General features: G+C 77.0%; 17 protein-coding genes. 2 read left to right on the forward strand and 15 right to left on the reverse strand.

From position 1 onward, the window contains the following. Nucleotides 1-2 precede the first annotated feature (2 nt). From IPO09_04885 to alr, 6 genes are all read right to left on the reverse strand, one after another. Nucleotides 3-806 carry a phosphoribosylformylglycinamidine synthase subunit PurQ gene (locus IPO09_04885; GenBank protein MBK9516687.1) on the reverse strand — a complete coding sequence of 268 codons (804 nt, stop codon included), beginning with the start codon at nt 804-806 and terminating at the stop codon, nt 3-5. Beyond that, on the reverse strand, nt 803-3,805 hold the full coding sequence (locus IPO09_04890; protein ID MBK9516688.1) for a phosphoribosylformylglycinamidine synthase: 3,003 nt from the start codon (nt 3,803-3,805) through the stop codon (nt 803-805). Before IPO09_04890 ends, IPO09_04885 begins: the two co-directional genes overlap by 4 nt. A gap of 134 nt (nt 3,806-3,939) precedes the next feature. Next, nucleotides 3,940-6,612: a protein kinase gene (locus IPO09_04895; GenBank protein ID MBK9516689.1), complete on the reverse strand. Its 2,673-nt coding sequence runs from the start codon at nt 6,610-6,612 to the stop codon at nt 3,940-3,942. Nucleotides 6,613-6,767: 155 nt separating this feature from the next. Beyond that, nucleotides 6,768-8,264, reverse strand: a complete 1,497-nt coding sequence (locus tag IPO09_04900; GenBank protein MBK9516690.1) for an exo-alpha-sialidase — start codon at nt 8,262-8,264, stop codon at nt 6,768-6,770. 14 nt (nt 8,265-8,278) lie between these two features. Then, nucleotides 8,279-9,343, reverse strand: a complete 1,065-nt coding sequence (locus IPO09_04905; protein ID MBK9516691.1) for a tetratricopeptide repeat protein — start codon at nt 9,341-9,343, stop codon at nt 8,279-8,281. A 126-nt stretch (nt 9,344-9,469) separates the two neighbouring features. Further along, the gene (gene alr, locus IPO09_04910) at nt 9,470-10,651 is read right to left on the reverse strand and encodes an alanine racemase (GenBank protein MBK9516692.1); all 1,182 of its coding nucleotides are present in this window, start codon (nt 10,649-10,651) and stop codon (nt 9,470-9,472) included. 104 nt (nt 10,652-10,755) lie between these two features. On the opposite strand from alr, the gene IPO09_04915 reads away from it, so the two are divergent. Further along, complete coding sequence (locus IPO09_04915; protein ID MBK9516693.1) at nt 10,756-11,322, forward strand: hypothetical protein; 567 nt, start codon at nt 10,756-10,758, stop codon at nt 11,320-11,322. Nucleotides 11,323-11,383: 61 nt separating this feature from the next. Here the strand turns inward: IPO09_04915 and IPO09_04920 are convergent, their stop codons facing one another. From IPO09_04920 to IPO09_04940, 5 genes are all read right to left on the reverse strand, one after another. Further along, entirely contained in the window at nt 11,384-13,102 is a 1,719-nt protein-coding gene (locus IPO09_04920; protein ID MBK9516694.1) for a B12-binding domain-containing radical SAM protein, read from the reverse strand. A gap of 174 nt (nt 13,103-13,276) precedes the next feature. Continuing rightward, entirely contained in the window at nt 13,277-14,431 is a 1,155-nt protein-coding gene (locus IPO09_04925) for a homogentisate 1,2-dioxygenase (GenBank protein MBK9516695.1), read from the reverse strand. 21 nt (nt 14,432-14,452) lie between these two features. After that, nucleotides 14,453-15,625, reverse strand: a complete 1,173-nt coding sequence (locus IPO09_04930) for a VOC family protein (GenBank protein ID MBK9516696.1) — start codon at nt 15,623-15,625, stop codon at nt 14,453-14,455. After that, complete coding sequence (gene maiA, locus IPO09_04935; protein MBK9516697.1) at nt 15,622-16,284, reverse strand: maleylacetoacetate isomerase; 663 nt, start codon at nt 16,282-16,284, stop codon at nt 15,622-15,624. Before maiA ends, IPO09_04930 begins: the two co-directional genes overlap by 4 nt. Beyond that, the gene (locus IPO09_04940; protein MBK9516698.1) at nt 16,281-17,255 is read right to left on the reverse strand and encodes a fumarylacetoacetate hydrolase family protein; all 975 of its coding nucleotides are present in this window, start codon (nt 17,253-17,255) and stop codon (nt 16,281-16,283) included. The genes maiA and IPO09_04940 overlap by 4 nt, the downstream gene beginning before the upstream one ends. A 153-nt stretch (nt 17,256-17,408) precedes the next feature. On the opposite strand from IPO09_04940, the gene IPO09_04945 reads away from it, so the two are divergent. Then, a complete protein-coding gene (locus IPO09_04945; protein ID MBK9516699.1) occupies nt 17,409-18,611 on the forward strand; it encodes a GNAT family N-acetyltransferase in 1,203 nt (400 codons plus the stop codon). 15 nt (nt 18,612-18,626) lie between these two features. On the opposite strand, the gene IPO09_04950 is transcribed toward IPO09_04945, so the two are convergent. From IPO09_04950 to IPO09_04965, 4 genes are all read right to left on the reverse strand, one after another. Beyond that, complete coding sequence (locus IPO09_04950; protein MBK9516700.1) at nt 18,627-19,394, reverse strand: class I SAM-dependent methyltransferase; 768 nt, start codon at nt 19,392-19,394, stop codon at nt 18,627-18,629. A 75-nt stretch (nt 19,395-19,469) separates the two neighbouring features. Next, nucleotides 19,470-20,693, reverse strand: coding sequence for a hypothetical protein (locus IPO09_04955; GenBank protein MBK9516701.1), 1,224 nt, complete (start codon nt 20,691-20,693; stop codon nt 19,470-19,472). Between the two features lie 5 nt (nt 20,694-20,698). Next, complete coding sequence (locus tag IPO09_04960; protein ID MBK9516702.1) at nt 20,699-21,946, reverse strand: hypothetical protein; 1,248 nt, start codon at nt 21,944-21,946, stop codon at nt 20,699-20,701. An 18-nt stretch (nt 21,947-21,964) separates the two neighbouring features. Beyond that, nucleotides 21,965-23,839 (reverse strand): tetratricopeptide repeat protein, encoded by a 1,875-nt coding sequence (locus IPO09_04965; GenBank protein MBK9516703.1) that lies wholly within the window; start codon nt 23,837-23,839, stop codon nt 21,965-21,967. Between the last annotated feature and the right edge of the window lie 19 nt (nt 23,840-23,858).

Raw genomic sequence — 23,858 nt, forward strand, 5'->3', positions numbered from 1 at the left:
CGTCAGAGCCCCGTCACGCCGGCGCGGAAGATGCCCAGGCCCCCAGGCTCCTGGGCCTCGATCTCCTTCTTGCGCCGCGCGTAGTCGGGGTGGTGCCAGGGGTAGAGGAAGGCGTCCGGGTGGGGCATCAGGCCGAGGATGCGCCCGGTGGCGTCGGTCACGCCGGCCACGCCGTGGGCCGAGCCGTTGGGGTTCTCCGGCCAGGCCTCGGTGGGCTGCCCGGCCGCGTCGAGGTAGCGGAAGGCCACCTGGCCGCGGTGCTCCAGGTGGTCCAGCGCCGCCGGCGTCTCCAGCACGAACTTGCCCTCGCCGTGGCGGGCCGGCACCTGCAGGGTCGAGAGGCCGTGGGTCCAGACGCAGGTGGACTTGCGGTCCACCCCCAGCCGGACCCAGGCGTCGCGGTAGCCGAGCCGGTCGTTGTTGGTGAGCGCGGCGCGCGGCACGAAGTCGTGCGGGCCGGCGTCCGGGCCGGGCAGGAGCCCGAGCCGCACCAGCACCTGGAAGCCGTTGCAGATGCCGAGCACGCGCCCGCCGCCGGCCAGGAAGGCGGAGAGGTCGGCCTGCAGGTGGGCCCGTATCCGGGTGGCCGCCACGAACCCGGAGGCCACGTGGTCGCCGTAGGAGAAGCCGCCCACCAGGGCCAGGATCTGGTAGCTGGCGATGGGCCGGGGGTGGCGGCGGGCGAAGAGGTCGGTGAGGTGGACCAGGTCCACCTCGGCCCCCACCATGCGGAAGGCGGTGGCGGTCTCGTCCTCGCAGTTGAAGCCGAAGCCCACCGGGATGAGCACGCGGACCGGGGGGCTCACGCGGCACCTCCTTCGCGCTTCCAGGCGCGGGCCAGGTCGGCCACCGGGGCGTCCACCAGCGGGGCGTCGCCCAGGGCCACCTTGAGGCGCGGCGAGGCGGTGAACGACCCGATGACGGCGTGGGGGGCGGCGCCCAGCTGCTTGCGCAGGCGGTCCATCCGCTCCGGCCGGCAGGCCAGCAGCAGCCGGCCCGGCGTCTCGCCGTACAGCAGCCCCTCCCAGCTGGTGCCGGGCGCGCAGGGCGCCATGGAGAGGTTGACCCCCAGGCCCATGCCGCTGGCGCGGGCCATCAGGAAGAGCGAGGTGGCCAGGCCGCCGCGGCCGACGGCGTGGGCCGCCACCACCAGCTCGTCGCGGATGGCGCGGGCCACCGCCTCGTAGCGGGGCCAGAACTCGGCGGGGCGGCAGCGGGGCACCTCGCCGCCGCGCAGCCCGCGGGCGCCGGCCCACTCGGTGCCGCCCAGCTCCTCGCGGCTGTCCCCCACCAGGATGAGCACCTCGCCCACCACCGCCGCCTCCAGGGTGACGGCGCGGCGCACGTCGGGCACCAGCGCGATGGTGGAGGCCAGCAGGGTGGGCGGGATGGAGATGCGCACGCCGCCCACCACCGCGTCGTTCTTCATCGAGTCCTTGCCGCTGATGAGCGGCACGCCGTAGGCCACGCAGATCTCGGAGAGCCCCTTGGAGGCCCGCACCAGCTGGGCCGCCTTCTGCGCGGCGTCCGGGTTGGTGGGGCCCGGCAGCGGGTCCGGCCAGCAGTAGTTGTCGAGCGCGGCGATGCGGTCGGCCCGCGCGCCGGCGCAGACCACCCGGCGCACCGCCAGGTCCACCCCGGCCTGGGCCATGGCGTGGGCGTCGTGGTCGGAGTAGCCGGGGAAGACCGCCTCGGAGACGGCGTAGCCGTGCGGCGCGGCGTCGTGGGCGATCATGAAGACGGCGGCGTCCGAGGGGACGTCGCGGTGCACGCCCACCCAGGGCTTCACCACCGAGAGGGCCTTCACCTCGTGGTCGTAGGTGCGGCCGAGCTGCTCCGAGGAGCACAGGTTGTCGCGCCCCAGGAAGGCCGCCAGCAGCGCCGAGCCCGCGGCGGCGTCGGCCGGCTGGGCCAGCGGGGGGGCCGGCCGGTGCGGTGGCGGGGTCCACACGGCCTCGATGACCAGCCCGGGGTCGCCGTCGTGCAGGAAGGCCAGCGGCAGCAGCGCCACCACCTCGGCCCCGAAGCGGACCTCCAGGTGGCCGTCGTCGGTGAAGGCGCCCAGGTCGGTGGCCTCCACCTCGCGCAGCCGCGCCAGCTCGAGCAGCGCCGGCAGCTGGTCGGGCGGCACCGCCAGCGTCATGCGCTCCTGCGCCTCGGAGACCAGGATCTCCCAGGGGGCCAGCCCCTGGTACTTGAGCGGCGCGCGCGCCAGGTCCAGCCAGGCGCCGCCGGGCTGGGTGGCCATCTCGCCCACCGAGGAGGAGAGGCCGCCGGCGCCGTTGTCGGTGATGGCCGAGTAGAGCCCGCGATCGCGCGCCTCCAGCAGGAAGTCGAACATCATCTTCTGCGTGATGGGATCGCCGATCTGCACGGCCTGCACCGGGCTCTCCTCGGTGAGCTCGGCCGAGGAGAAGGTGGCGCCGTGGATGCCGTCCTTGCCGATGCGCCCGCCCACCATGACGATGCGGTCGCCCGGCCTGGCCAGCTTCACGTGGGTGGGGCGGCCCGCCGAGACGGCCGGCATGCGCCCGACCGTGCCGCAGTAGACCAGCGGCTTGCCCAGGTAGCGCTCGTCGAAGTACTCCCAGCCGCGCCCGTAGGGGATGCCGGACTGGTTGCCGCCGTCGATGACGCCGTGGTGCACGCCCTCGCGGATGCGGCGGGGGTGGAGCAGGCCCGGCGGCAGCTCGCCCGCCCAGCCGGGCGGGCCGAAGCAGTAGCCCCACACGTTGGAGAGCAGGTCGGCCCCCAGCCCGGTGCCGAAGGGGTCGCGGTTGACGCCCACGATGCCGGTCATGGCGCCGCCGTACGGGTCGAGCGCCGAGGGGCTGTTGTGGGTCTCCACCTTGAAGACCAGGTGGTAGGCGTCGGTGGCGGCGATGACGCCGGCGTTGTCGTGGAACACCGACACCAGCCAGCTCTTCCCCTCGCGGGCCACGATGGCCTCGTCCACCGCCGCGGTGGTGCCGCGGATGTAGCGCTTGAAGAGCGAGCGGATCTCCTCGGGCGGCTGCCCGGGCTCGCGGTAGGTGATGGTGGCGTTGAAGATCTTGTGCTTGCAGTGCTCCGACCAGGTCTGGGCCAGGCACTCCAGCTCGGCGTCGGTGGGGGCGGCGCCCAGGCCGGCCGCGGCGCGGCGCGGCGTGGCGGCGGCCCGCTCGAAGTGGGCGCGGATGGTGCGCAGCTCCTCGACGGAGAGGGCCAGCAGCTTCTCGCGGGAGAGCCGCGCCAGCGCGGCGTCGTCCAGCCCGGCCAGCGGCGCCGGCAGGGTGGGGCGGGGCGGGTGCTCCACCACGCGCGGCACGGTCAGGTCGGGCGGGGCGGCCTGCCACTCGGCGTGGGTGGCCACCACGATGCGCTCGATCACCTCGTTGGCGAGGAGCCGGGTGGCGATGAGGGTGGCCTGCGCCTTGGTCACGCCGGAGAGCAGGTAGAGGCGCGAGGCGTAGACGGCGGCGTGGTCGCCCAGGGGGCGGCCCAGCAGGTCCTGGATGGCCACCAGGGCGGACTTGCCCACCGGGTCGGTCACGCCCGGCTTGGTGCCCACCGACACCACCACGTCGAAGGGGCCGTCCTCGAGGCGGCCCACCGCGCCCTGGCGCACCACCGGGCCGGCCAGCTCGGCGGCCACCCGGGCCGCCTCGGCGGGCGGCAGGGCCGGCTCCACGTGGAAGACGTCCCGGGTGCGGACGGCGGCCACGGCCAGGCCGAGGTGCTCCCGGATGGCGCGAGCGACGGAGAGCCCGCGGCTGTCGGCGAAGCTGGCGCGGGTGGCGATCTCGATGCGGGTGACGTCGGCCACGGGTGGCGGAACCTTTCGGAAAGAGGCGTCCTTATACCCGATCCGGCATGGGTGGTGGAGTCATCGCACGGGCCGCGGGGCAGGCCCGCTGCGCCGTTCGGGGGGCGCCCTCGGGCGGCCGGGAACGGCGGGCCTCATGGCCGCGGCGCCAGGGCCGGACGCCCGGCCAGCAGGGCCTCGAAGGCCGGGTCGCCGCGCAGCGCGGCGAAGCGCGGGTCGACCCGGAGCGAGGCGGCGGTGAAGAGGCCGTCGGGGCGCGCCAGCACCGCCCCGAGCGCGGCCAGCGCCTCCTCGCGCCGCCCGGCGGCGGCGGCGATCTCGGCGGTGAAGCGCAGCACGCCCCCGCGGCGCTGCTCGTCCTGCACCTCGCCCTGCAGCCGGCGCAGGGTGGCCAGCGCCTCGTCGGCCCGGCCCAGGCCGGCCAGCGCCCGGGCCCGCAGCACCTGCAGGAGCGGGTCGCCCGGCGCCTGCGCCAGCCGCGCGGCCAGGGCCACCTCGGCCGCCTGGAAGGCCGCCCGGGCCTCCGCCGCGTGGCCCAGGGTGGCGTGCGCCGCGCCGAGCACGTAGGCCCGCGGCAGGAAGGGGGCCGAGGAGAAGGGCTCGCGCAGCCGCCCGGCCTCGGCCAGCAGGAGCGCCTCCTCCGGCAGGAAGGTGAGCAGCTGCAGGAGCGACATGGCGCCGTCGCCGCCGGCCGGCAGGTCGCGGGGCAGCAGCGCCGCCGCCCGGCGGGCCGCCGTGAGGTCGCCGTCGCGCCAGGCCGGCAGCAGCGCGCAGCTCACCAGGGCGTGCACGTCGCCCGGCTCGGCCGCCAGGGCCTGGGCGCAGCCGCGGGCGGCCAGGTCGTAGCGCCGCAGGAAGGTGGCCTGCCGGGCCAGCTCCACCGCCACGTAGAAGGAGCGCGGGTCGAGGTCGAGCGCCGCCGTCAGCTGGGTCAGCCCCTCCTCCACCGCGCCGGTGGCGGTGAGCAGCATGCCGAGCAGGTTGCGCGCCAGGGCGTCGCCGGGTGCGCCCGCCACCGCCAGCCGCAGCTCGGCGACCGCGCCGGCCGGGTCGTCCTCGCAGTCCACCAGCACCCGGCCCAGGGCGGCGTGGGCCAGGGGCAGCCGCGCCTCCAGCGCCCGGGCCCGGTCGGCGTGGCGCCGGGCGCCCGGGCAGTCCTTGCGGTCCTCGGCCAGCAGGATGGCCAGCTGGGCGTGGGCCACCGCGAAGGCCGGGTCGCGCGCCAGCGCCTTCTGGAAGAGCTCCCCGGCCTGGGTGTTGTCGGCCTCCACCCCCACCGAGCGCTGCCAGGTGTAGAGGCCGCGCCGGTACAGCTCGAGCGCCTGGGCGTCGCGGCTGGGCGGCCGCGACAGGTCGTCGCGCTCGCGGGCCGTCAGGGCGGCGCCCAGGGTGCGGGCGATCTCCAGCGCCACCTCGGTCTGGATGGCGAAGACGTCGCCGGCGTCGCGGTCGTACCGCTCGGCCCACCGCTCCTGGCCGGTGCGCGGGTCCACCAGGTGGGCCTGCACGCGCACCCGCTGGCCGGCGCGCTGCACCGTCCCCTCCACCAGCGCGGTCACCCCCAGCGCCCCGGCGATGGCGGCCAGGTCGCGCCCGCCCCCCCGGAAGCCCAGCACCGAGCCGCGGGCGATGACCTTCAGCCCCGGCAGCCGTGCCAGCTGGGTGATGAGCTCGCCGTGGATCCCCTCGGCGAAGACCTGGTCGTCGGGGGAGGTGGAGAGGCTGTCGAAGGGGAGCACCGCCACCGAGGGCGGTCCAGCGCCGGCCGGCCGCGCGCCGGCGCCGCCCCACCAGGTGAGGCCGGCCCCCACCAGCAGGCCGACGGCCACCCCCAGCGCCGTGAGCGCGGCCAGGCGCCGCGGCGGGCGCCGGGGCACCGGCAGGGCCACGGTGAGGCTGGTGTCGCCGGGCGCCAGCAGGCGCCGCTCGGCCTCCAGCAGCGCCACCACCTCGGCGGCGCGGCGCGGCCGGTCGGCCGGGTCCTGGGCCAGCAGCCGGCCGACCAGGTCGCCCAGGCCCGGCGCCGCCGGCACCGGGAGCGCGGGGGCGGCGCGGCCGGCCCGGCAGGCGGCGCCGTCCTCGCCGAAGGGGAGCTCGCCGGAGAGCAGCTCGTGCAGCAGCACCCCCAGGGCGAAGAGGTCGGTGCGCTGGTCCTCGGGGGCGCCGTGCCACTGCTCCGGCGCCATGCAGGCCGGCGTGCCGCCGGCGGCCCGCTGCCACCCGAAGGCGTGGGCCATGCCGAAGTCGAGCACCTTCACCGCGCCGCCCTCGCAGAGGAAGACGTTGGAGGGCTTGAGGTCGCGGTGGATCACCCCCTCGTCGTGGGCGTGGGCCAGGCCGCGCGCCACCTCGGCGGCGATGCGGACGGCCTCCGGGAGCGCCACCGGGCCCGCCGCCAGGCGCTCCGCCAGGGTCTGCCCGCGCAGCAGCTCGAGCACCAGGTACGGGCCGCTGTCGCAGGTGCCGGCGTCGTAGAGCGTCACCAGGTTGGGGTGCTGCAGCCGGGCCACCGCCTCGGCCTCCCGCAGCAGCCGCGCCCCGCCATGGCTGGCGCGGCCGGGCCGCACCACCTTGAAGGCCACCAGCCGCAAGAGCTCGGTGTCCTGCGCTTCCCACACCACGCCGAAGCCGCCTCGCCCCAGCTCGCGCCGGAGCTCGAAGCGGCCGATGCGCTGCCCGGCCGAGAGGAGCGCCTTCCAGGCGTCGGCGGCGTCCGGCACCGCGGCCAGCTCGCCGAGCAGCCGCGACAGGGCCGAGGGGCGGACCCCTGGACCGGGCGGGGTGGTGGCGTCGTCGTCGGTGGCCACGGGGGGGAGGCCCGCCGGGGCAAGGACCGACGGAGGGTCCAGCCTGTCACGACCGCTCGGACCCGGGCAAGGGCTCGGGACGGGGCTCGGGTGGCGCGGCCGGGCCTTCGGCGCGCGCCCGACCGGAGCAGGCCCCCGGCGGACGCGCTGGCCGCTCAGGGCTGCGGCGGCCAGGCGAAGAGGTCGGTCCCCTCCGGCCCGGCGCCGGCCCGGGTCATGGCGAAGAGCGAGGTGAAGGCGGCGTCGCCGCCCACCAGCCCGACGTAGTCGCCGAGGAAGTAGCCGGGCACCTGCGGCGCGCGCCGCAGGTCGAAGGGCCCGCCCACCGGCGCCTCGGTGAAGGTGGCCCCGCCGTCGTCGGAGGTGGCCAGCCAGCGCGTGGCCGGCCACAGGGCGGCGTCCCAGGCGGCGTCGGGCCGCAGGTCGTAGTAGCCCACGCCGACCCGGCCGCTCCCGGCCACCGCCACCGCCGCGGTGAAGGCCGGCGCGCTGCCGTCGCCGTTCACCCGCACCGGCGCGGACCAGGTGACCCCGCCGTCCTGCGAGCGCGACAGCGCGATGCCGTCGCGCACCCCGCCGCTGAAGCGGCCGTCCTGCCAGACCACGTAGAGGTGGCCGCTGGCCCGGTCCACCGCGATGCCGGGCACGATGTCGCCGCCGCGGACGACGCGCCCGCCGGCCGGGTCCACCACCCCCACGCTCCGCCAGTCGGCCACCGTGATCGGCGCCCCCCAGGTCAGCCCCGCGTCCGCCGAGCGGAGCACCGCCACCTCCACCAGCGGGGCCACCTGGCTCGACTGGAGGATGAGGATCAGCAGGTTCACCAGCGTCCCGTCCGGTGCCACCACGATCTGGCTGGAGATGGTCTGGGCGTCCGGGCCCGGGTCGTGGAGCACCGCCGGGGCCTCCCAGCTGAGGCCGTCGTCGGTGCTGCGGGCGAGGTAGGCCGGGCCGGTGGCGAGCGCCGGCGGGCCGGTCAGGCCGGCCAGCCGGTCCCAGACCGCGTAGAGGTGCCCCGGCCGGATGGGATCGGCGGTCAGGGTGCACTTGTCGAGGGTCAGGTCGGGATCGGCGGTGGTGGCCAGCGTCCGCGGCGCCCCCCAGGTGAGGCCGCCGTCGGTGGAGCGGCTGGCGAGGATGGCGCTCCGGGCGGTCGACGGGTCGGTGCCCGGGTTGTCGAAGGCCAGCGCCAGCTGGTGCACCGTGGCCGCGCCGGGGGCCAGGGCCAGCCACGGGTCGCTGGCCCGCAGGTAGGCGCCGCCGGCCAGCGTCCCGCCCGAGCAGACCGTGAAGGGGGCCTGGCTGCGGGTCCAGGTGCGCCCGCCGTCGAAGGACGCCGCCACGCCCAGCCCGTTGGCGCCGCCGCCCAGCCAGCGGTCCTGCTGCCAGGCGGCCACCAGGTGCGAGGGGTCCTCTGCGTCGAGGACGAGGTGCGGCTCGACCTCGGCGCCGAGGAAGAGGGTGGCGCCGGCCGCGGGCGGGTTGCAGCCGGCCGGGTAGGGCGAGGGGCCGGAGACCAGCAGCGGCTCGACCAGCGGGGCCGGCCAGCGCTCCGCGGGGGCGTCGTGGCACCCGGCGGCGCCCGCGGCGAGCAGGGCGAGCAGGACCGCGGGGGCCGGTCCGGCCGGCGACGGCTTGCGGGAGCGCGCCATCCCTGGGCCGCTGGTCACCCGCCGCCGGCGCCCGGGGCGCCGGGCGAGAGCCGCTCCAGCAGCGCCTGCGCGCCCGGGTAGGAGCCGCGCAGCGAGAGGGTCCGCTGCAGGGCGCGGATGGCGCCGCCCCGGTCGCCGCTGCGCAGCAGGGCCACCGCCAGGTTGTACTGGATGTGCGCGCCGGCGGGATCGAGCCGCGAGGCCGCCACCAGCGAGTCGAGCGCCGCCGGCAGGTCGCCGGCCTTCAGGGCCAGGGCGCCGAGGTTGGCGTGCGGCGCCGAGAGCGCGGGATCCAGGGCGATGGCCTGCTGGTAGTGGCGCCGCGCCTCCTCCGGGCGCCCCTGCTGCGCCGCCGCGATGCCCAGGTTGTTCCAGGCCCGGGCGAAGGTGGGCTTGACGGCCACCGCCAGCCCGAACTGCCGGGCCGCCTCGCCCCAGTCCGGCGGCCCGCCTTGCTGGCGGGCCAGGTCCACCGCCTCGTAGCCGCGGTTGTTGTAGAAGTGGGCCAGGGCCTCCAGGTCGTCGAGGACGCGGTACCAGGTGAAGGGGCCGACCTGCTCGAAGTCGAGGCCGATCTTCTCCTGGCCGGTCATGACCATGGCGGTCACGTGGCCGAAGTTCACCGTGGTGCCGTCCTCGCCGTAGCGCGTCTCGTGCACCCGGCTGGAGGCGTCGATGTAGCGGGCGTCCAGCCCAACGTGGCGGGCCAGCCCGATGAAGACCGACGCCAGGGCCACGCAGTTGCCGCGCCCGGCCAGCAAGGCCTCGGCGCCGGTGGTGGTGGCGGCGGACTCGTAGCGCAGGCCGTAGAGGCTGGGATCGAAGAGCGCGGCCAGCAGCAGCTCCACCCGCTGGGCGTCCGTGTTGGCGTTGCGCACCAGGCGACGAGCGGAGGCCAGCGCGGCGGGCGGCAGCTCGAAGGGGACCACCACGTCTGCCGGCGGGAGCGCGGCGCCCCGGGTGGCCAGCTCGGACCGCAGGTCGGCCGGCGTGAAGACCTGCCGGGTGGCACCCGCGCACCCCGCGGCGCTCGACAGCGCGATGGCCGCCAGGCAGGCGGCTCTGGCTCGACCCGTCATGGGAGGCCTCACATGACGATCAGCCTAACGAAGTCGCGCCGGGGATGCACGGCCGGGCCCCCCGGGAAAGGGGTGGCGTCCGGACGGGGGCCCTCCGAGGCCGGGAGGGGATCCGTCCGCGGCCGCTCAGGCCGCCGGCGCCGGGACCCGGTCCGACAGGGTGGACACCTCGGTCACCCGGCCGCCGCGCAGGTAGAGCCTGGGCACCCGCGCCGACAGGCCGGCCAGGATCTCCCAGGAGATGGTGTCCCCCAGCGCGGCCAGCTCGTCGGCGGTGACCTCCTCGGCGCCGTCGCGGCCGATGAGCGTGGCCACGTCGCCCACCTCGGCCTCCGGCACGGCCGTGACGTCCACCATGCACATGTCCATGGCCACCCGGCCCACCACCGGGGCGCGACGGCCGCGCACCAGCAGGTGGGCCCGGTTGCCCAGGCCGCGCCGGTAGCCGTCGGCGTAGCCGCACATGACCAGCGCGACGCGGCTCGGGCGGGTGGCGGCCCAGGTGCGGCCGTACCCCACGGTGGCGCCGCGCTCCACCGGGAGCACCCGCGCCACCCGGGCCCGCAGCGCCAGCACCGGCCGGAGGGCCGCCTCGGTGCCGCACCAGGGGGCCGGCCGGTAGCCGTAGAGCGAGAGCCCGGCGCGCACCGCGTCGAGCGCCATCTCGTGGTCGAGCAGCACCGAGGCCGAGGCGGCGCAGTGGCGCTCGGCCACGAAGGGGAGCCGCTCGGAGACCCGCTGGAGCACCTCGAACTGGCGCCGGGTGAAGCGCTGGTCGCCCTCCTCGGCGGCGGCGAAGTGGGTGAAGAGGCCGCGCACCTCGAGCCCGGGCAGGGCGCGGGCCCGCTCGGCCAGCGCCACGCAGTCCTCGGGCAGGAGGCCGTGGCGGTTGAGGCCGGTCTCCAGCTCCAGGTGGATGGGGATCCGCGCGCCGCGCCGGGCCGCCTCGGCGGACAGCGCCTCGGCCAGCGCCGGCGCGCCCACCGTGGGCATGAGGTCCAGGGCCACCACCCGGGCCGCGTCGGAGGGCGGCGTGTAGCCCACCACCAGGAGCGGGGCGGTCACCCCGGCGCGCCGCAGCTCCTCGGCCTCGTCCACGCAGACCACCGCCAGGCCGTGGGCGCCGGCCGCCAGCGCGGCCCGCCCGCAGGCCACCGCGCCGTGGCCGTAGGCGTTGGCCTTGACCACCGCGTAGAGGCGGGCCGGCGCGGCCCGGCCGGCCAGCAGCGCGACGTTGGCGGCCAGGGCGTCGAGGTCGATCTCGGCCCAGCAGGGCCGGCCGGGGTAGGCCTCCGGGAGGTAGGGCATGCCACATGATACGGCGGGCCCGCCGGGATGGTAGATTGCTCACCCCCGGCGGCAGCCCGCCGACCAACCCTTGGACCGAGCCGGACGGCCGAGAGGACACCGACGTGAGCCCTGCCACCACCCGTTACCTGGAGCTCTGCTCGAAGTTCGAGGACGCCCGCGAGCGGTACCGCGACTACCGCTCGGACTGCGTCTTCTTCGCCTCCCAGTTCGCCCGCCAGCTCACCGAGTACCTGGGTGGCCCGCGCGACATGGTGACCTTCGAGGCCGTGGGCGGCGCCCGGGCGGGCGACGGCCCGGTGAAGCCGGAGGAGGCCATCCACCTCGACGAGGACACCTACTACCACCTGGGGCTCAGGCTCCGGCTCACCTTCGACCAGGTGACCGAGCGCGACGGGAAGAAGATCGTGGAGAAGCCCGCCGACGACATCCCGCTGCACATCCGCTTCAAGAAGCTCGAGAAGCTCTACGTGGTCAACCTCTTCGGCCACGAGGACTTCGAGCTGGCCGAGCCCAGCTCGTCGGCGCTGCAGCCGGTCTTCGACGAGCTCTACACCTCGGTGGGGCGCCACTACGATGACGGCCTGCGGCTCTTCCTCGACAAGCGCGGCCAGAACCTGCACCTGCCCTTCACGGCCGCCCGGCAGGCCCACATCGCCGGCGGGGCGTAGCCTCCCCGCCGCCGGCGGCGGCCGCCCGGGGGCTGGACGGCGCGGCGCCGGCTGGCTCCCATCACCAGGTGACGGCCACCTGCCAGGCCAGCGCGGCCGCGAAGGTGAAGCCGATTGCCGCAGCCCTCCCGAGCGGGAGGGCGCGCGGCGCCAGCCTGGGCCTGGCCAGGAGCCGGCGGGCGCGCCAGGCCCCGGTGGTGGCGGCCAGGGACGCGGCCACCCAGCCGGTGCCGGCCAGGAACTCGCCGGCGTGCTCGAGGAGGAGCGCCGAGCCGAGCAGGGCCGGCTCCTCCGCCGCCACCAGGGCCGCCGAGGCGCCGGCCAGCGAGGAGGTCCAGGCGCCGGTCGCGGCCAGGTGGAGCCGGCGCGCCGTCCGGGCGAAGCGCCGGGGCTCTGGTCGCCGCCTGGCTCCCACAACGGCCGCCGCCGCGAGCGCGGGAGCGGGCCCGGGCAGGGGCTGGCCGGCCGGGGGCTGCGCCGCGAGCCATTCCTTCCGCGCCTTGCCGAGCGCGTGGCGCATCGGGAGCTGGCTCATCAGGGAGAGCCCGTGCGACACCGGGAAGCCGGACCGGTGGATGGCCCCGAGCCGCCGCAGCATGCGCCGCGGGCGGTAGATCTCCCGGCACACCTCGTGGAACTGGCGCTCCCGCTCGGTGGTCGTCATGCGCGGGTCGGGGTGGTGGAAGGTGGCCCGCACGCCCGTGAAGGCGTCCCAGCCCAGGCCGGGCAGGAGGTGCGGCTGGTAGGCGTCCCACAGCGCGGTGCCGGGCAGCGGCGTGAGCAGCACCGGGTGGACGCCCACCCGCAGCCGGTCGGCCAGGTCGAGCGTGCGCCGGTAGGCGTCGAAGTCGTCCTCGCGGCCACCGAGCACCACGAAGAGGACCACCTCGAGGCCGTGCCCCTGCATGCGCCGCACGGCCTCCTCGCGGTCGCGCCCCTGCTTCCCCGAGGCCCCGAAGGCCTCCAGGGCGGCCGGGGTGTCGCTCTCCCAGCCCGCCCAGACCGAGAAGAGGCCGCTCCGCCGCGCGGCCCGGAGCAGCCGCTCGCCCTGCGGTCCCTGCACGCTGCGCAGGTCTCCGAAGCCGTACCAGGGGCGGGGCGTGCGGGCCGCCAGCGTGTCGAAGAGCTGGACGGCCCGGTCGACGTCGGCGCCCCAGATGTTGTCGTCGCCGTTGAACCAGACCCTGCCGGCCAGGGCCTCCACCTCGGCGACCACCTCCTCCACCGGCCGGTACCGGATGGTGCGGCCGAAGAAGTGGTGGACGCTGCAGAAGGAGCAGGCGTACGGGCAGCCGCGCATCGTGAAGAAGGCGCGGAACTGGTAGTTGCCCTTCAGCTTCGCGTCGATGGGCCGGACCAGGCCGTCGAGCGGGCGCTGCTCGCCCAGGTAGCGCGGGCGGAGGCGGCCGGCCGCGGCGTCGCGCAGCACCTCGCCCCAGCAGCTCTCGGCCTCGCCCGTCACCACCGCGTCGGCGTGCCTGGCGGCCTCGTCCGGGCGGGCGGTGGCGTGGATCCCCCCGAGCACCACCTTCTTGCCGGCCGCGCGGCAGGCGTCGGCGAAGCGGTAGGCCCACGGCGCGGTGGCGGTCCAGACCGAGATCCCGACCAGGTCGGCGTCGAGGGTGGTGGGGTCCACCCGGCGCTGGTTGGCGTCGTGCAGGGACAGCGTCGTCCCCGGGGCCTCGCGCAGCGTGAGCGCGCCCAGGTACTCGAGGATGGGCGGGACCATCGGCACCTTGGCCGAGAAGGGGAACTCGGGCGAGATGAGGGCGATCTTCATGTGAAGGGCGTCCATGTCGTGGGTGCGGGGGTCATGGGAAGACGGGACCCTCGCACTCCGCGGCTGGATCCTCAACGGAGGCGGAGGGTGGCCAAACGCCGCGTGCGCCATCCCGCCGCAGTGTCGTCGAGGCGCGCCCGTCCACCGGCCGCTCCGCCGGGGCCTGGACCGCGCTCAGCCCGAGAAGCTCTCGTCGTAGCCGGCGTCCTCCAGGTCCGCCGCCGCGGCGCAGGGCCGGAGCGGCGCGGTGCAGTCGAGCATGACCGCCAGCTCGTCGGTGGCGCGCGCCCCGAGCGACCCCTCGTAGGCCCCCGGGTGCGGCCCGTGCAGCACCCCCGCCGGGTGGTGGCTCAGCGAGCCGGGCCCCACCCCGCGCCGGCTGGTGAACTGGCCGCGCACGTAGAGGAGCACCTCGTCCACGTCGACGCTGGCGTGCGGGTAGGGGCAGGGGACGGCCTCGGGGTGGAAGTCCAGCGGCCGCGGCACGAAGGAGCAGACCAGCGCCCCGTCGGCGGCGAAGGTGCCGTGCCAGGTGGGCGGCAGGTGGACCAGGCCGACCCGCGGCTGGAAGGCCAGGATGGGGAAGGCGAAGGGGTAGACCGCCCCGTCCCAGCCCACCACGTCGAGCGGCGACTGCGGCAGGGTGAAGCCGTGGAAGGCGCCGCCCCGCTTCACCACCAGCCGGCGGATCCCCTCGTCGCGCGGCGGCTGCCAGGCCACCGCCCGGAAGTCGCGGTGGCAGTACGGGGCGTCCATGCGCAGCTGCCCCACCTCGTTGCGCCACTGGCGCGGCAGGTGGAGGTTCGACAGCTCCAGCCAGAGCCAGCGCTGCGGCCCCGGCCCCGGGATGAAGCGGTGCAGCGTCCCGCGCGGCACGGCCAGGTAGTCGTCCGGCCCGAAGGCCAGGTCGCCCAGCGGCGAGCGCAGCACCCCGCCGCCCTCCAGCACGAAGAAGAGCTCGTCGGCGTCGCCGTTGCGGACGTAGACCGGGTCCTCGACGGTGGGCGCGCAGAGCCCCAGCGTCAGGTCGGCGCTGGCCAGGAGCGGGGTGCGGGCCGACACCGGCGGTCCGCCGCGGGCCGGCAGGTCCTGGGTCCGGTAGTGGCGGCGCGCCAGCGGGCCGGGCGGCAGCGGCGCCGGCAGCGCCCAGCCCAGCCCGGCCTCGGCCGGGCGGGTCGGGTGGGGGCGGTGGAGGTGGTAGGCCAGCGTGTAGGGGCCGTCGAAGCCGGCGCGGGTGGTGGCCTCCTCGTGGCGCAGGGCGCCGTCCGGGCCGCGCAGCGCCAGGTGGTGCTTCCTGGGGACCTCGCCCTGCTGCCGGCGCTCCAGCATCGCGGTGCCCTGGCGCGCCGCTCAGGCGCGCCCCCCCGGCGGCTGCTCCCGCTCGATGGACTCGAAGAGGGCGCGGAAGTTCCCGGCGCCGAACCCCTGGTCGCCCTTGCGCTGGATGATCTCGAAGAAGAAGGGGCCGGCCTCGGGCTCCTGGTACAGGCCGGCCGAGTCGCGCAGGAAGACCTGCAGCAGGTAGCGGCCGGCCGCGGCGCCGTCCACCAGCACGCCCAGGGCCCGCAGCTCGTCGAGCGGCTCGTCGAGCCGCCCGATGCCGGTGGCCGCCAGCCGCGCCGGCAGCAGGTCGTAGTAGCTGCCCGGGGTCGGCATGAACTCCACCCCGCGCTCCCGCAGGCCGCGCACCGCGGCGCGGATGTCGCCCACCGTGAGGGCGGCGTGCTGCACGCCGTCGCCGCGCTGGTCCTCCACGAAGTGGTGGATCTGCGAGGCCCGGAAGGCCGGCCGGCGCGGCTCGTTGTTGGCGAACGTCACGCCCGAGCGCGGGTCGCGCATCACCACCGAGGAGAGGCCGGAGCCGCGGCTGGCCTCGCGGGCCCGGTGGGCCTCGTCGGCCACGTCCCGGGTGTGGAACCGCACCTCCCAGGAGGCCTCGAAGCCGAGCACGTGCTCCAGCCAGAGCAGGGCCGGCTTCATGGTGCGGAAGTTGGAGGTGACGTGGTCGATGGCCCCGAAGCCGAAGCGGTTGGCGCCGCCGCGCGGGGCCGGGTGGGCCACCAGGCCGGGGTAGGGGCCGCGCCAGCCGCGCCGCTCCACGAAGCGGAAGGTGGTGTCGCCGAAGGGGGTGGTGACGGCGAAGGTGCGCAGGGCGCCGCCGGCGGGGTCGGTGAAGTCGAGCAGCTCGCCGGTGGGGGTGCCGCCGCGCTCCTCCAGCAGGGCGAAGGCGCGGGCGGCGTCCTCCACCTCGAAGATCAGCGAGCCCACGCCGTCCGGGTGGAGGCGGAGCCAGCGGGCCGCCCGCCCGCCCTCGCCCTCGGGCGCCGAGCAGAGGACGGAGACCTGGCCGGCCCGGAAGAGGGCCGAGCGCTGCCGGCCCTCGCGGGTGAGCCGCTCGCCGCTCTCCGCCACCTCGGCGAAGTCGAGCCGCTCGGTGTAGAAGCGCCGGCTCCGCGCCAGGTCGTGCACGTAGTAGTGCAGGGCCTCGAGGCGGACGATGCCGAGGGAGGGGAGCGGGCTCACGCGGTCCTGGCCTCCGGCGGCGGGGCGTCCGGCTGCCGGTCCGGGTGGGCGGCCTGGAGGGCCGGCAGGGCGGCGCAGGCGGCCTCCACGGCGCGCAGCCGCGGGAAGGGGGCCAGGTCCACCTGGAAGCGGCGCGCCGCGTAGAGCTGCGGCACCAGGTAGCAGTCGGCCAGGCCCGGCGCGTCGCCGTGGCAGAAGGCGCCGGCGCGCTCGCCCACCGAGGCCTCCAGGCCGGCCAGCCCGCGCCCGATCCAGTGGCGCACCCAGGCGAGCTCGGTGCCGGGGTGGCGCTCCCGGAGCCACGTCAGGGCCGCGGTGTTCTGGTAGGGCTGGATGCCGGAGTTGACGTGCTCGGCCAGCGCCCGGACCCGGGCCCGGCCGGCCGGGTCGCCGGGCAGGAGCGGCGGCGCCGGGTGGACCTCCTCGAGCCACTCCAGGATGGCCATCGACTGGACCAGCCGGAGCGGGGTGGCGCCGTCCAGCACCTCCAGCACCGGCACGTGGTGCAAGGGGCTGCGGGCCACGTGGTCGGGCGCGTCCTGCTCGCCGGCCAGCAGGTTCACCGCCACCGACTGGTAGGGCAGCCCCTTGAGCGCCAGGCCGAGGCGCACCCGCCAGGCGGAGGAGGAGCGCCAGTAGCCGTAGAGCCGGAGCGTCATGCCGTCACCCGCTGGTCGATGGTGCCGAAGAGGTTGCGCCCGGACTGGTCGCGCGCCTCCACCTCCACCCGGGCGCCGGCCGCCAGGAAGGGCGTGCGCGGGGCGCCGTGCTCGAGCTGCTCGCGCACCCGCCGCTCGGCCAGGCAGGAGACGCCGCGGGCCGGATCCTGGTTGGAGACGGTGCCCGAGCCGAGGATGGTGCCGGCGCAGAGGGCGCGGGTGCGCGTGGCGTGGGCCAGCAGGTCGCCGAAGGAGAAGTGCATCTCGGGGCCGGTCTCGAGGTCGCCCACCACCGCGCCGTCGAGGCGCACCGTGAGGCGCAGGTGGGCCCGCCCGTCGCGCCAGGCGGGGCCGAGCTCGTCGGGGGTCAGCGCGAAGGGGGAGAAGGCGGTGGCCGGCTTCGACTGGAAGAAGCCGAACCCCTTGGCCAGCTCGGCGGGGATGAGGTGGCGCAGCGAGACGTCGTTGGCCAGGCAGAGGAGCCGCACCTGGCCGAGGGCGGCGGCGGGCGAGGCGCCCATGGGCACGTCGCCGGTGATCACGCAGACCTCCCCCTCGAAGTCGAGCCCCCAGGCCGGGTCGCCGAGCGGGATGGGATCGGTCGGGCCGAGCAGCACGCCGGAGCCGCCCTGGTAGACCAGCGGGTCGGTGGTCAGGGTGGGGGGCGGCTCCGCCTGGCGGGCCCGGCGGACCAGGCGGACGTGGTTCAGGTAGGCCGAGCCGTCGATCCACTCGTAGGCGCGCGGCAGCGGGGCGCGGACGGTCCGCGGCTCGAGCGGCCGCGCCTCGACCCGCCCGGCGTCGAGGTCCGAGGCCAGGACCTGCAGCCTCGGCGCGAGCTCGTCCCACCCATCGAGCGCGGCCTGGAGGGTCCGCGCCACGCCCGCCGCGTCGGCCCAGGCCTGGCCGTCCCGGCGGACCACCACCAGGCGGCCGTCGCGGGTGCCGTCGTCGAGGGTCGCGAGCCGCATCGGCGCCCCATGTAACCGCACGGCCCGTCCGGCGGACCGCCCTTCCGGGGCGCGGACCGTCCGCGGGGAGGGCGTCCTTCCGCTGGAGGGCCGCCGGCCGGCCGGTCGAGGCGCGGATGGCGGTGTCGTGGCGGCGGCCCCCGGGCAGGCGCTATGACTCCGGCACCCGTGACGCAGTCCGGCAGCCCGATCCCGCAGAGCGACGTCCGCGTCCTCGCCTCCATCTCGGAGGTCCCGGCCTCCGCCTGGGACGCGCTCTCCTCCCATGAGCCGGACCTGGCCAGCCCCTTCGTCCGCCACGCCTTCCTGGAGGCCCTGGAGCGGAGCGGGTCGGCCGGGCCGCGGGCCGGCTGGCGGCCTCGCCACCTGGTCCTCTACCGGGGCGGGGCGCTGGTGGCGGCGGCGCCGGCCTGGCTCAAGGACGGCTCGGAGGGGGACTTCTCGCGAGACTGGGAGTGGGCCGGGGCCGCCTCGCGGGCCGGCGTCCGCTACTACCCGAAGCTCACGCTGGCGGTGCCCGCCACGCCCGCCACCGGGCGGCGCCTCCTGGTGGCCGGCGGCGAGGACCGGGCCCGGCTGGTGCCCCAGCTGGTGGAGGCGGCCCTGGCGCTGGCGGCCGCCGAGCAGGCCGGCGGCCTGCACGTGCTCTTCACCCCGGGTGACGAGGCGCTGGAGCTGGAGGCGGCCGGCCTGTTCCGCCGGGTGGACTTCCAGTACCACTGGCGCAACCCGGGGTACGCCGCCCTCGAGGACTTCCTGGCCCGCTTCCCCTCCAAGCGGCGCAACGCCCTGCGCCGTGAGCTGCGCGCCCCGGGGGAGCAGGGGATCACCATCCGCACGGTGCGCGGGGCGGAGCTGGCGCGCGACCCGGCCGGCTGGGCCAAGGACTGCTTCGAGCTGCACCGCGCCTCCACCGACCAGATGGCCTGGGGGATGCGCTGGGTGAACCGCGAGTTCTACGAGCGGGTGCTGGCGGGCATGGCCGACGCGGTGGAGGTGGTGGAGGCGCGGCGCGAGGGGCGGCTGGTGGGCATGGCCTTCAACCTGGCCTCGCCGAAGGTCCTCTACGGCCGCTACTGGGGCAACCTGGAGGAGCACCCCTTCCTGCACTTCAACGTGGCGCTCTACCACTCCATCGCCGAGTGCATCGGCCGCGGCGTCCTCCGGTTCGAGGGGGGCGCCGGGGGCGAGCACAAGCTCAGCCGCGGCTTCGAGCCGGCCGAGACCTGGAGCTGCCACGCGCTGACCGACCCCGGGCTGGACCGGGCGGTGCGCCGGCACGTGGCGGCCGAGCGCAAGGCGCGCCTGGCGGGCATCTCCGGGTGGCGGGCCGCACACGACCGGCTGGGCGGGTAGGCCGCGGCGGCCGCCTCAGCGTCGCCGCGCCCAGTGGAGCTCGAGCTCCCGTCGCCAGTCCGCGCCGCCGTGGGCCTCGGCCAGCGCCCGGGCGTCGGCCAGCAGGGCGGCCAGGCCGGCCGGCCCCAGCGCCGGGCCCACCAGCGACAGCGAGCGCAGCACCTGCTCCAGCCGCTCCGGCGAGAGCCGCTCCTGGTGCTGGAACCGCTCCGTGGCCGGCGCGCCGAGCCCGGCCGCACCGAGCAGGCGCGCCACGGGCGGCGGCCCCGGCCGCGCCTTCGGGTTGGCGGCCGCCAGCCGCGCCGAGAGGGCTTCGAGGAAGGGCGTGCGCGCCAGGCGGGGCGCCACCACCGCCAGGGTCCCGCCCGGCGCCAGCAGCCGCGCCGCCTCCCGGCCCGCCTGCTCGGCGCTCACCCAGTGGAGCGCGTCGGCCAGCACCACCAGGTCGAAGGCGCCGGCCGGGAGGCCGGTGGCCTCGGCCGTGGCGTGCACGGGGACGACGGACCCGGCCCCGACCCCGGCGCGCAGGGTCCCCTCCAGCACCTCGAGCATCGCCCGGGCCGGCTCGACGGCGTGGACCCGCGCCCCGCTCCGCGCCAGGGGGAGCGCCAGCAGCCCCGTGCCCGCGCCCAGCTCGGCCACCCGCGCGCCCGGGCCGCCTGCCAGCCGGAGCAGCCTGGCCACCAGCTCGTCCGGGTAGCCCGGACGAGCCGCGTAGTCGGCCGCCAGCCGGTTGAAGACCCAGCGGGCGTCGTCCTCGACGGAGATGGCGCGGCGCGACACGCCGGCACGCTCCCACGGGGTGCCGGCACCGGCAAGCGTGCGGGCCCCTATGGTGCGGGCCCTTCCGTGCGGGCCCTATCGCCTCCAGCGCACGCCGACAAGCGCCTCGACGTTGTCGTAGTCCCAGCCGATCTCGTAGGAGCGGGTGGCCGGGTAGACGCCGGGGACGTAGTCCGGGTAGTTGGTGGTCCGGTGGGTCCAGTCCGCCTTGGCGACGACGGTCAGGTCGTCCCGCAGCGCCCACTCCAGCGCCGCGGCGACGCGGACCTTCTGGTCGGTGAGGCGCGCCCCGTCCTCGGTGTTGGACTTGGAGTCCGGCCCGTAGGTGCGGAGCCACGCCTCCAGCGAGAGCCGACCGTCGAGCCCCTTGGCGAGCGGCGCCTCCAGCTTCAACTCGGGGTGGTGGCCGGTGAACGAGTAGTAGCCCTGGAAGGTGTCCACCCGGATCTCGTGCCCGTACCTGAGCGAGAGATCCGCCAGGCCGCCGAGGCGGCGGAGCTCCAGCTCGACGGAGGGCTCGTAGTCGTTCAGCGACTGCTCGGGGTTGCCGGAGGAGCCGCCGGTGCCGGCCCGGCGGGCGAGGTAGACGGCGTCGCGCCGGAAGGCGGCGTCGAGCCGGACCGCCACGGCCCAGGCCGGCTGGAGCCGGCGCCAGGACGCCTGGAGGAGGTGCTCCACGTGGTCGCGCGGCGTCAGGTGCATCGGCGTGGCCGGGTCGAAGGCCGAGTCGCGCCGATAGGTCACCGACTCCAGCCGGTAGCGCAGGCGGAGGTGCTGGTGGGGCGCCGGCTGGGCGTAGAGGTTGGCCCCGACCCGCCACGCCAGGTGCGAGTATCGGTCGGTGCCCGGCGTGAGGCCGCTGGCCTCCCGCTGGTACTGGTCGGGCCAGTCGGGCCGCAGCACGCCCAGGAGCCCGACCTCGGCCCCGAGCTTGAGCGACCTCCCGGCCTGCCAGCCGGGCTCCACCGCGGCGCGAACCCGCGTCTCGCTCAGCGAGGCGCCCACGGTCTGGCGGTGGGCCAGCGAGGCCGGGAGCTTCACGGTGAGCGGGCCGCTCGCGTAGGTCGGCTCCACGCCCGCCTCGACCACCAGCAGGCCGCCCGCGTCGGTGCGGGTCTTCTGGCCGGAGAAGCCGCCCGCGGCGGCGGAGAGCTCCCAGAACCAGGTCCAGGCTGGTTCGGCCGGGGCCAGGGCCGCTGGGGACGCTCGTGGGGGTGCCGCTTCGGGGCGGGCGGCGCCGGCCACGGCGGGGAGGGCGAGGACGGCGGTCAGGGCGAGCGCGAGCTTGAGCTTGGGCATGGCGGTCACGGGCAGGTGCAGCCGTTGGTGGAGAGGTAGGCGATGGCCTGGGCGGGGTAGGGGCTGGCGGCGTAGGCGGGGTCGGCGGCCACCAGCGCCTGGAGGACCGCCAGGGCGCTGCAGCCGGAGGCCGGGGGCGTGGCCGCGGTGCCGCTGCAGGTCGGGGCCGGCTCGACGTGCATGAAGGCCTTGGCGAGCCAGGAGAGGGCGTTGTCCGCGTAGACCGAGGGTGGCGGCACGGCCTGCAGGTCGGCGATGGCCAGGGCAACCTCCCCCTGGTCCTTGGCCGCGCCGGCGGCGAGCACGAAGGCGAGCGCGTAGTGGGCCTTGCCACGCCAGTAGCGGGCGCCGGACGAGAACGGGCTGGCCGTGCCGGCCACGTGAGAGAGGTCGGCCACCGCGGCGCGCAGCAGGGCGGTGCGCTCGGCCTTGCCGGCGGCGGTGTCCACCGGCTCCATGTAGTGGCTCTGGCCGAGGTAGTACCAGGCGTTGTCGACGAGCGGCGAGGACGGAAAACGCTGCGGCACCCTGGCGAGCTCGGCCCCGGCGGCCTGGAGGTCTGCCTTGGCGGCGGCGAACTCCAGCGAGCCGGGCAGGGGGGAGGGCACCACGTTGGCGAGCGCGAAGCCCTCCTGGAACCAGGCCCGCCCCAGCCAGTACTGTGCGTCGTCGGCGTAGGTGCCCCCCGGCGCCTGCGCCAGCGAGGCGGCCAGGTGGAGACGGGCCGCTGTGAAGGTCTGGTCGGCCGCCGACGCTGGGCCGGAGGCCAGCAGGAAGACGGCGCGCCCGGCCACGTACTGCGCGTGATCGAGCAGGAGCGAGGCCGGGTGGGCGGCGATCATCGCCTCGAGGCGGGCCCGGGCGTCCATCAGGTCCGCCGCCTGGCCGGAGACCAGCCCGAGCTCGTAGCTGCAGCGCCCCCCGTAGTAGGCGGCCTGGTCGAGCCGGATGGAGGCCGGGAACTCCAGGGGGACCCGGTCGAAGGTGGCGCGGGCCTGCCCGAAGGCGGCGGAGGCCTCGGCCAGGCGCGACTGCTCGAGGGCGAGGTCACCGGCGGCCCGGGCCGCCTCGGCCTGGGCGAGGGCCTGGCCAGCGGCGCCGTAGCCGGCCAGCCCCGCGGCGTAGAGGGTGTCCCCTGGGCGGGCGGGATCGATGGGTGGTGGCCGGGGCTCGCTGCCGCCACCGGCCCCTCCACACCCCGCCAGCAGCGCGGCGGCGAGGAGGAGCGGCAGGGCAGGACTGGAGGCGTTCACGGGATGGCGCTCCTTGGCTCAGCGTTTCGGGCCGGTGGTACCTGCGCCACAGCGGGCCTGAAGCTCGCGGAGGGTGGCGTCGGCGGGGGCCTCGGCCTGGAGCCGCCGCGCCTCGGCCAGGCAGCCGGCGGCGTCGCCATCGAGCGCCAGCAGCCCGGCGAGGCTGGCGCGGGCCGGCCGGTCGCCCGGCACCGCGTCGAGGAGGTCCTGCAGCGCCTTGCGGGCCGCCGGGAGGCGCCCGGCCGCCTGCTCCAGCTCCGCGAGCTCGCGCAGCGAGGCGACGTGACCGGGGTCCACCTCCAGCGCCTTCAGGACCTCCGCGCGGGCCTCCTCCGACTTCCCCTGCCGCTCCAGCGCCAGCGCCAGGTCGAGGTGGGCCGCGACCTGGCGCGGGTCGATGGCCAGCGCCCGGCGGTAGGCGTCCACCGCGGCATCCAGCCGGCCGGCCCGGGCGGCCACCACCCCGAGCGAGACCAGCGCGGCGGTCGAGCCCGGGCGCAGCTCGAGGGACCGTAGCAGGGCCGCCTCCGCCTCGGCCCAGCGCCCCCGCTCGGAGCGGAGCTGGCCGAGCTGGAGCCAGCCGGCGGCGTGGCGCGGGTCGAGCTCGAGCGCCTTCAGGTAGGCCCGCTCGGCGTCGTCCGGGCGCGCCCGCGCCTCCTCGAGCTTGCCGATGTTGAGCCAGGCGGCGGGGTAAGCGGGGCGCTGGCGGAGGGCGGTGTCATAGGCGGCGCGGGCCGCGGCGAGGTCGCCGGCGTTTCGCTCGAGCACGCCCAGGTTCAGGTAGGCCTCGGGGTAGTCGCCCCGCGCGGCCCCGATGGCCGCCCGGTAGGCCCGGCGCGCGTCGTCCCGCCGCCCGGCGCGATCGGCCACCAGGGCCGCCAGGAAGTGGTGCTCGGGCGCGTCCGGGCCGTCGGTCACCAGCCGCTCCACCTCCCGCTGCGCCCGGCTGAAGTCCCGGTTGCCCAGCGCCAGGCGGATGAGGCGGCGGCGCGCGTAGTGGTAGGAGGGATCGAGCCGGAGGGCCCGCTCGTAGGCGTCCGCTGCGGCGGCGTCCTCGCCCAGCCGCTCGCGGGCGCGCCCCACGGCCGCCAGCACCGAGGGCACGTCAGGGGCCAGCTCCAGGGTGCGCGCCAGCACCGGGAGGGCTCGGCGCACGTCTTCCTTGGCGTCGGTGGAGAGCCAGGCCCGGGCGATGCCGAGCCGGACGTCGGGGCGGGCGGGCGCGAAGTTCACCGCCTCCTCGAAGGCCTTCTCGGCCTGGGCGCGCCGCCCGGCCGTCAACTGGGCGCCGCCCAGCCGGACCAGCGCCCCGGCCCGGTCCTCGTTGGAGCCGCTGCTCGCGGCCGCCTCCAGGAGCGAGATGGCCTCGGCCGTCTCGCCCTTCCTGAGCAGGAGCGCGCCGAGCGCCACCCGGGCGGCGTTCAGCCCAGGTCGCAGCGCCAGGGAGCGCCGCAGGTCGGCCTCGGCCCCGGCCCGATCGCCCAGCCGGGCGCGGAGCGCGCCGAGGTCGAGGGCGCTCTGGGGCGAGGGCCGGAGCCGGTCGGCCTTCTCCAGCCAGGGCAGCGCCCGGTCCGGCCGGCCCGCCGCGGCCAGCCACGCGCCGTACTCGCCAGCCAGCCCGGCCTCCTCCGGGTTGGCGGCCACCTCCTGCTCGAGGAGCGGGAGGGCCGCCTGGAACTCGGCCCGCCGGGCCAGCAGCCGCGCCTTCGCGTGGCGCTCGGACCGCGGCGGTCCCTCGGCGCCCGTGCCGTCGGGGGTCGCCTCGCCAGCGTCCTCGTCCGCGAGCGGCGCGCCCTCCAGGATGACGATGCGGACCTCGGCGTTGCCGCGCTGGCCGGCGTAGGCCTGCAGCGCCAGCGCCCCGGACAGCAGCAGCGCCAGACCGACCAGCATCGGCCAGAGCCGGTCCACC

Origin of the sequence: Anaeromyxobacter sp. (assembly GCA_016718565.1) — a bacterium.
GTDB lineage: Bacteria > Myxococcota > Myxococcia > Myxococcales > Anaeromyxobacteraceae > JADKCZ01.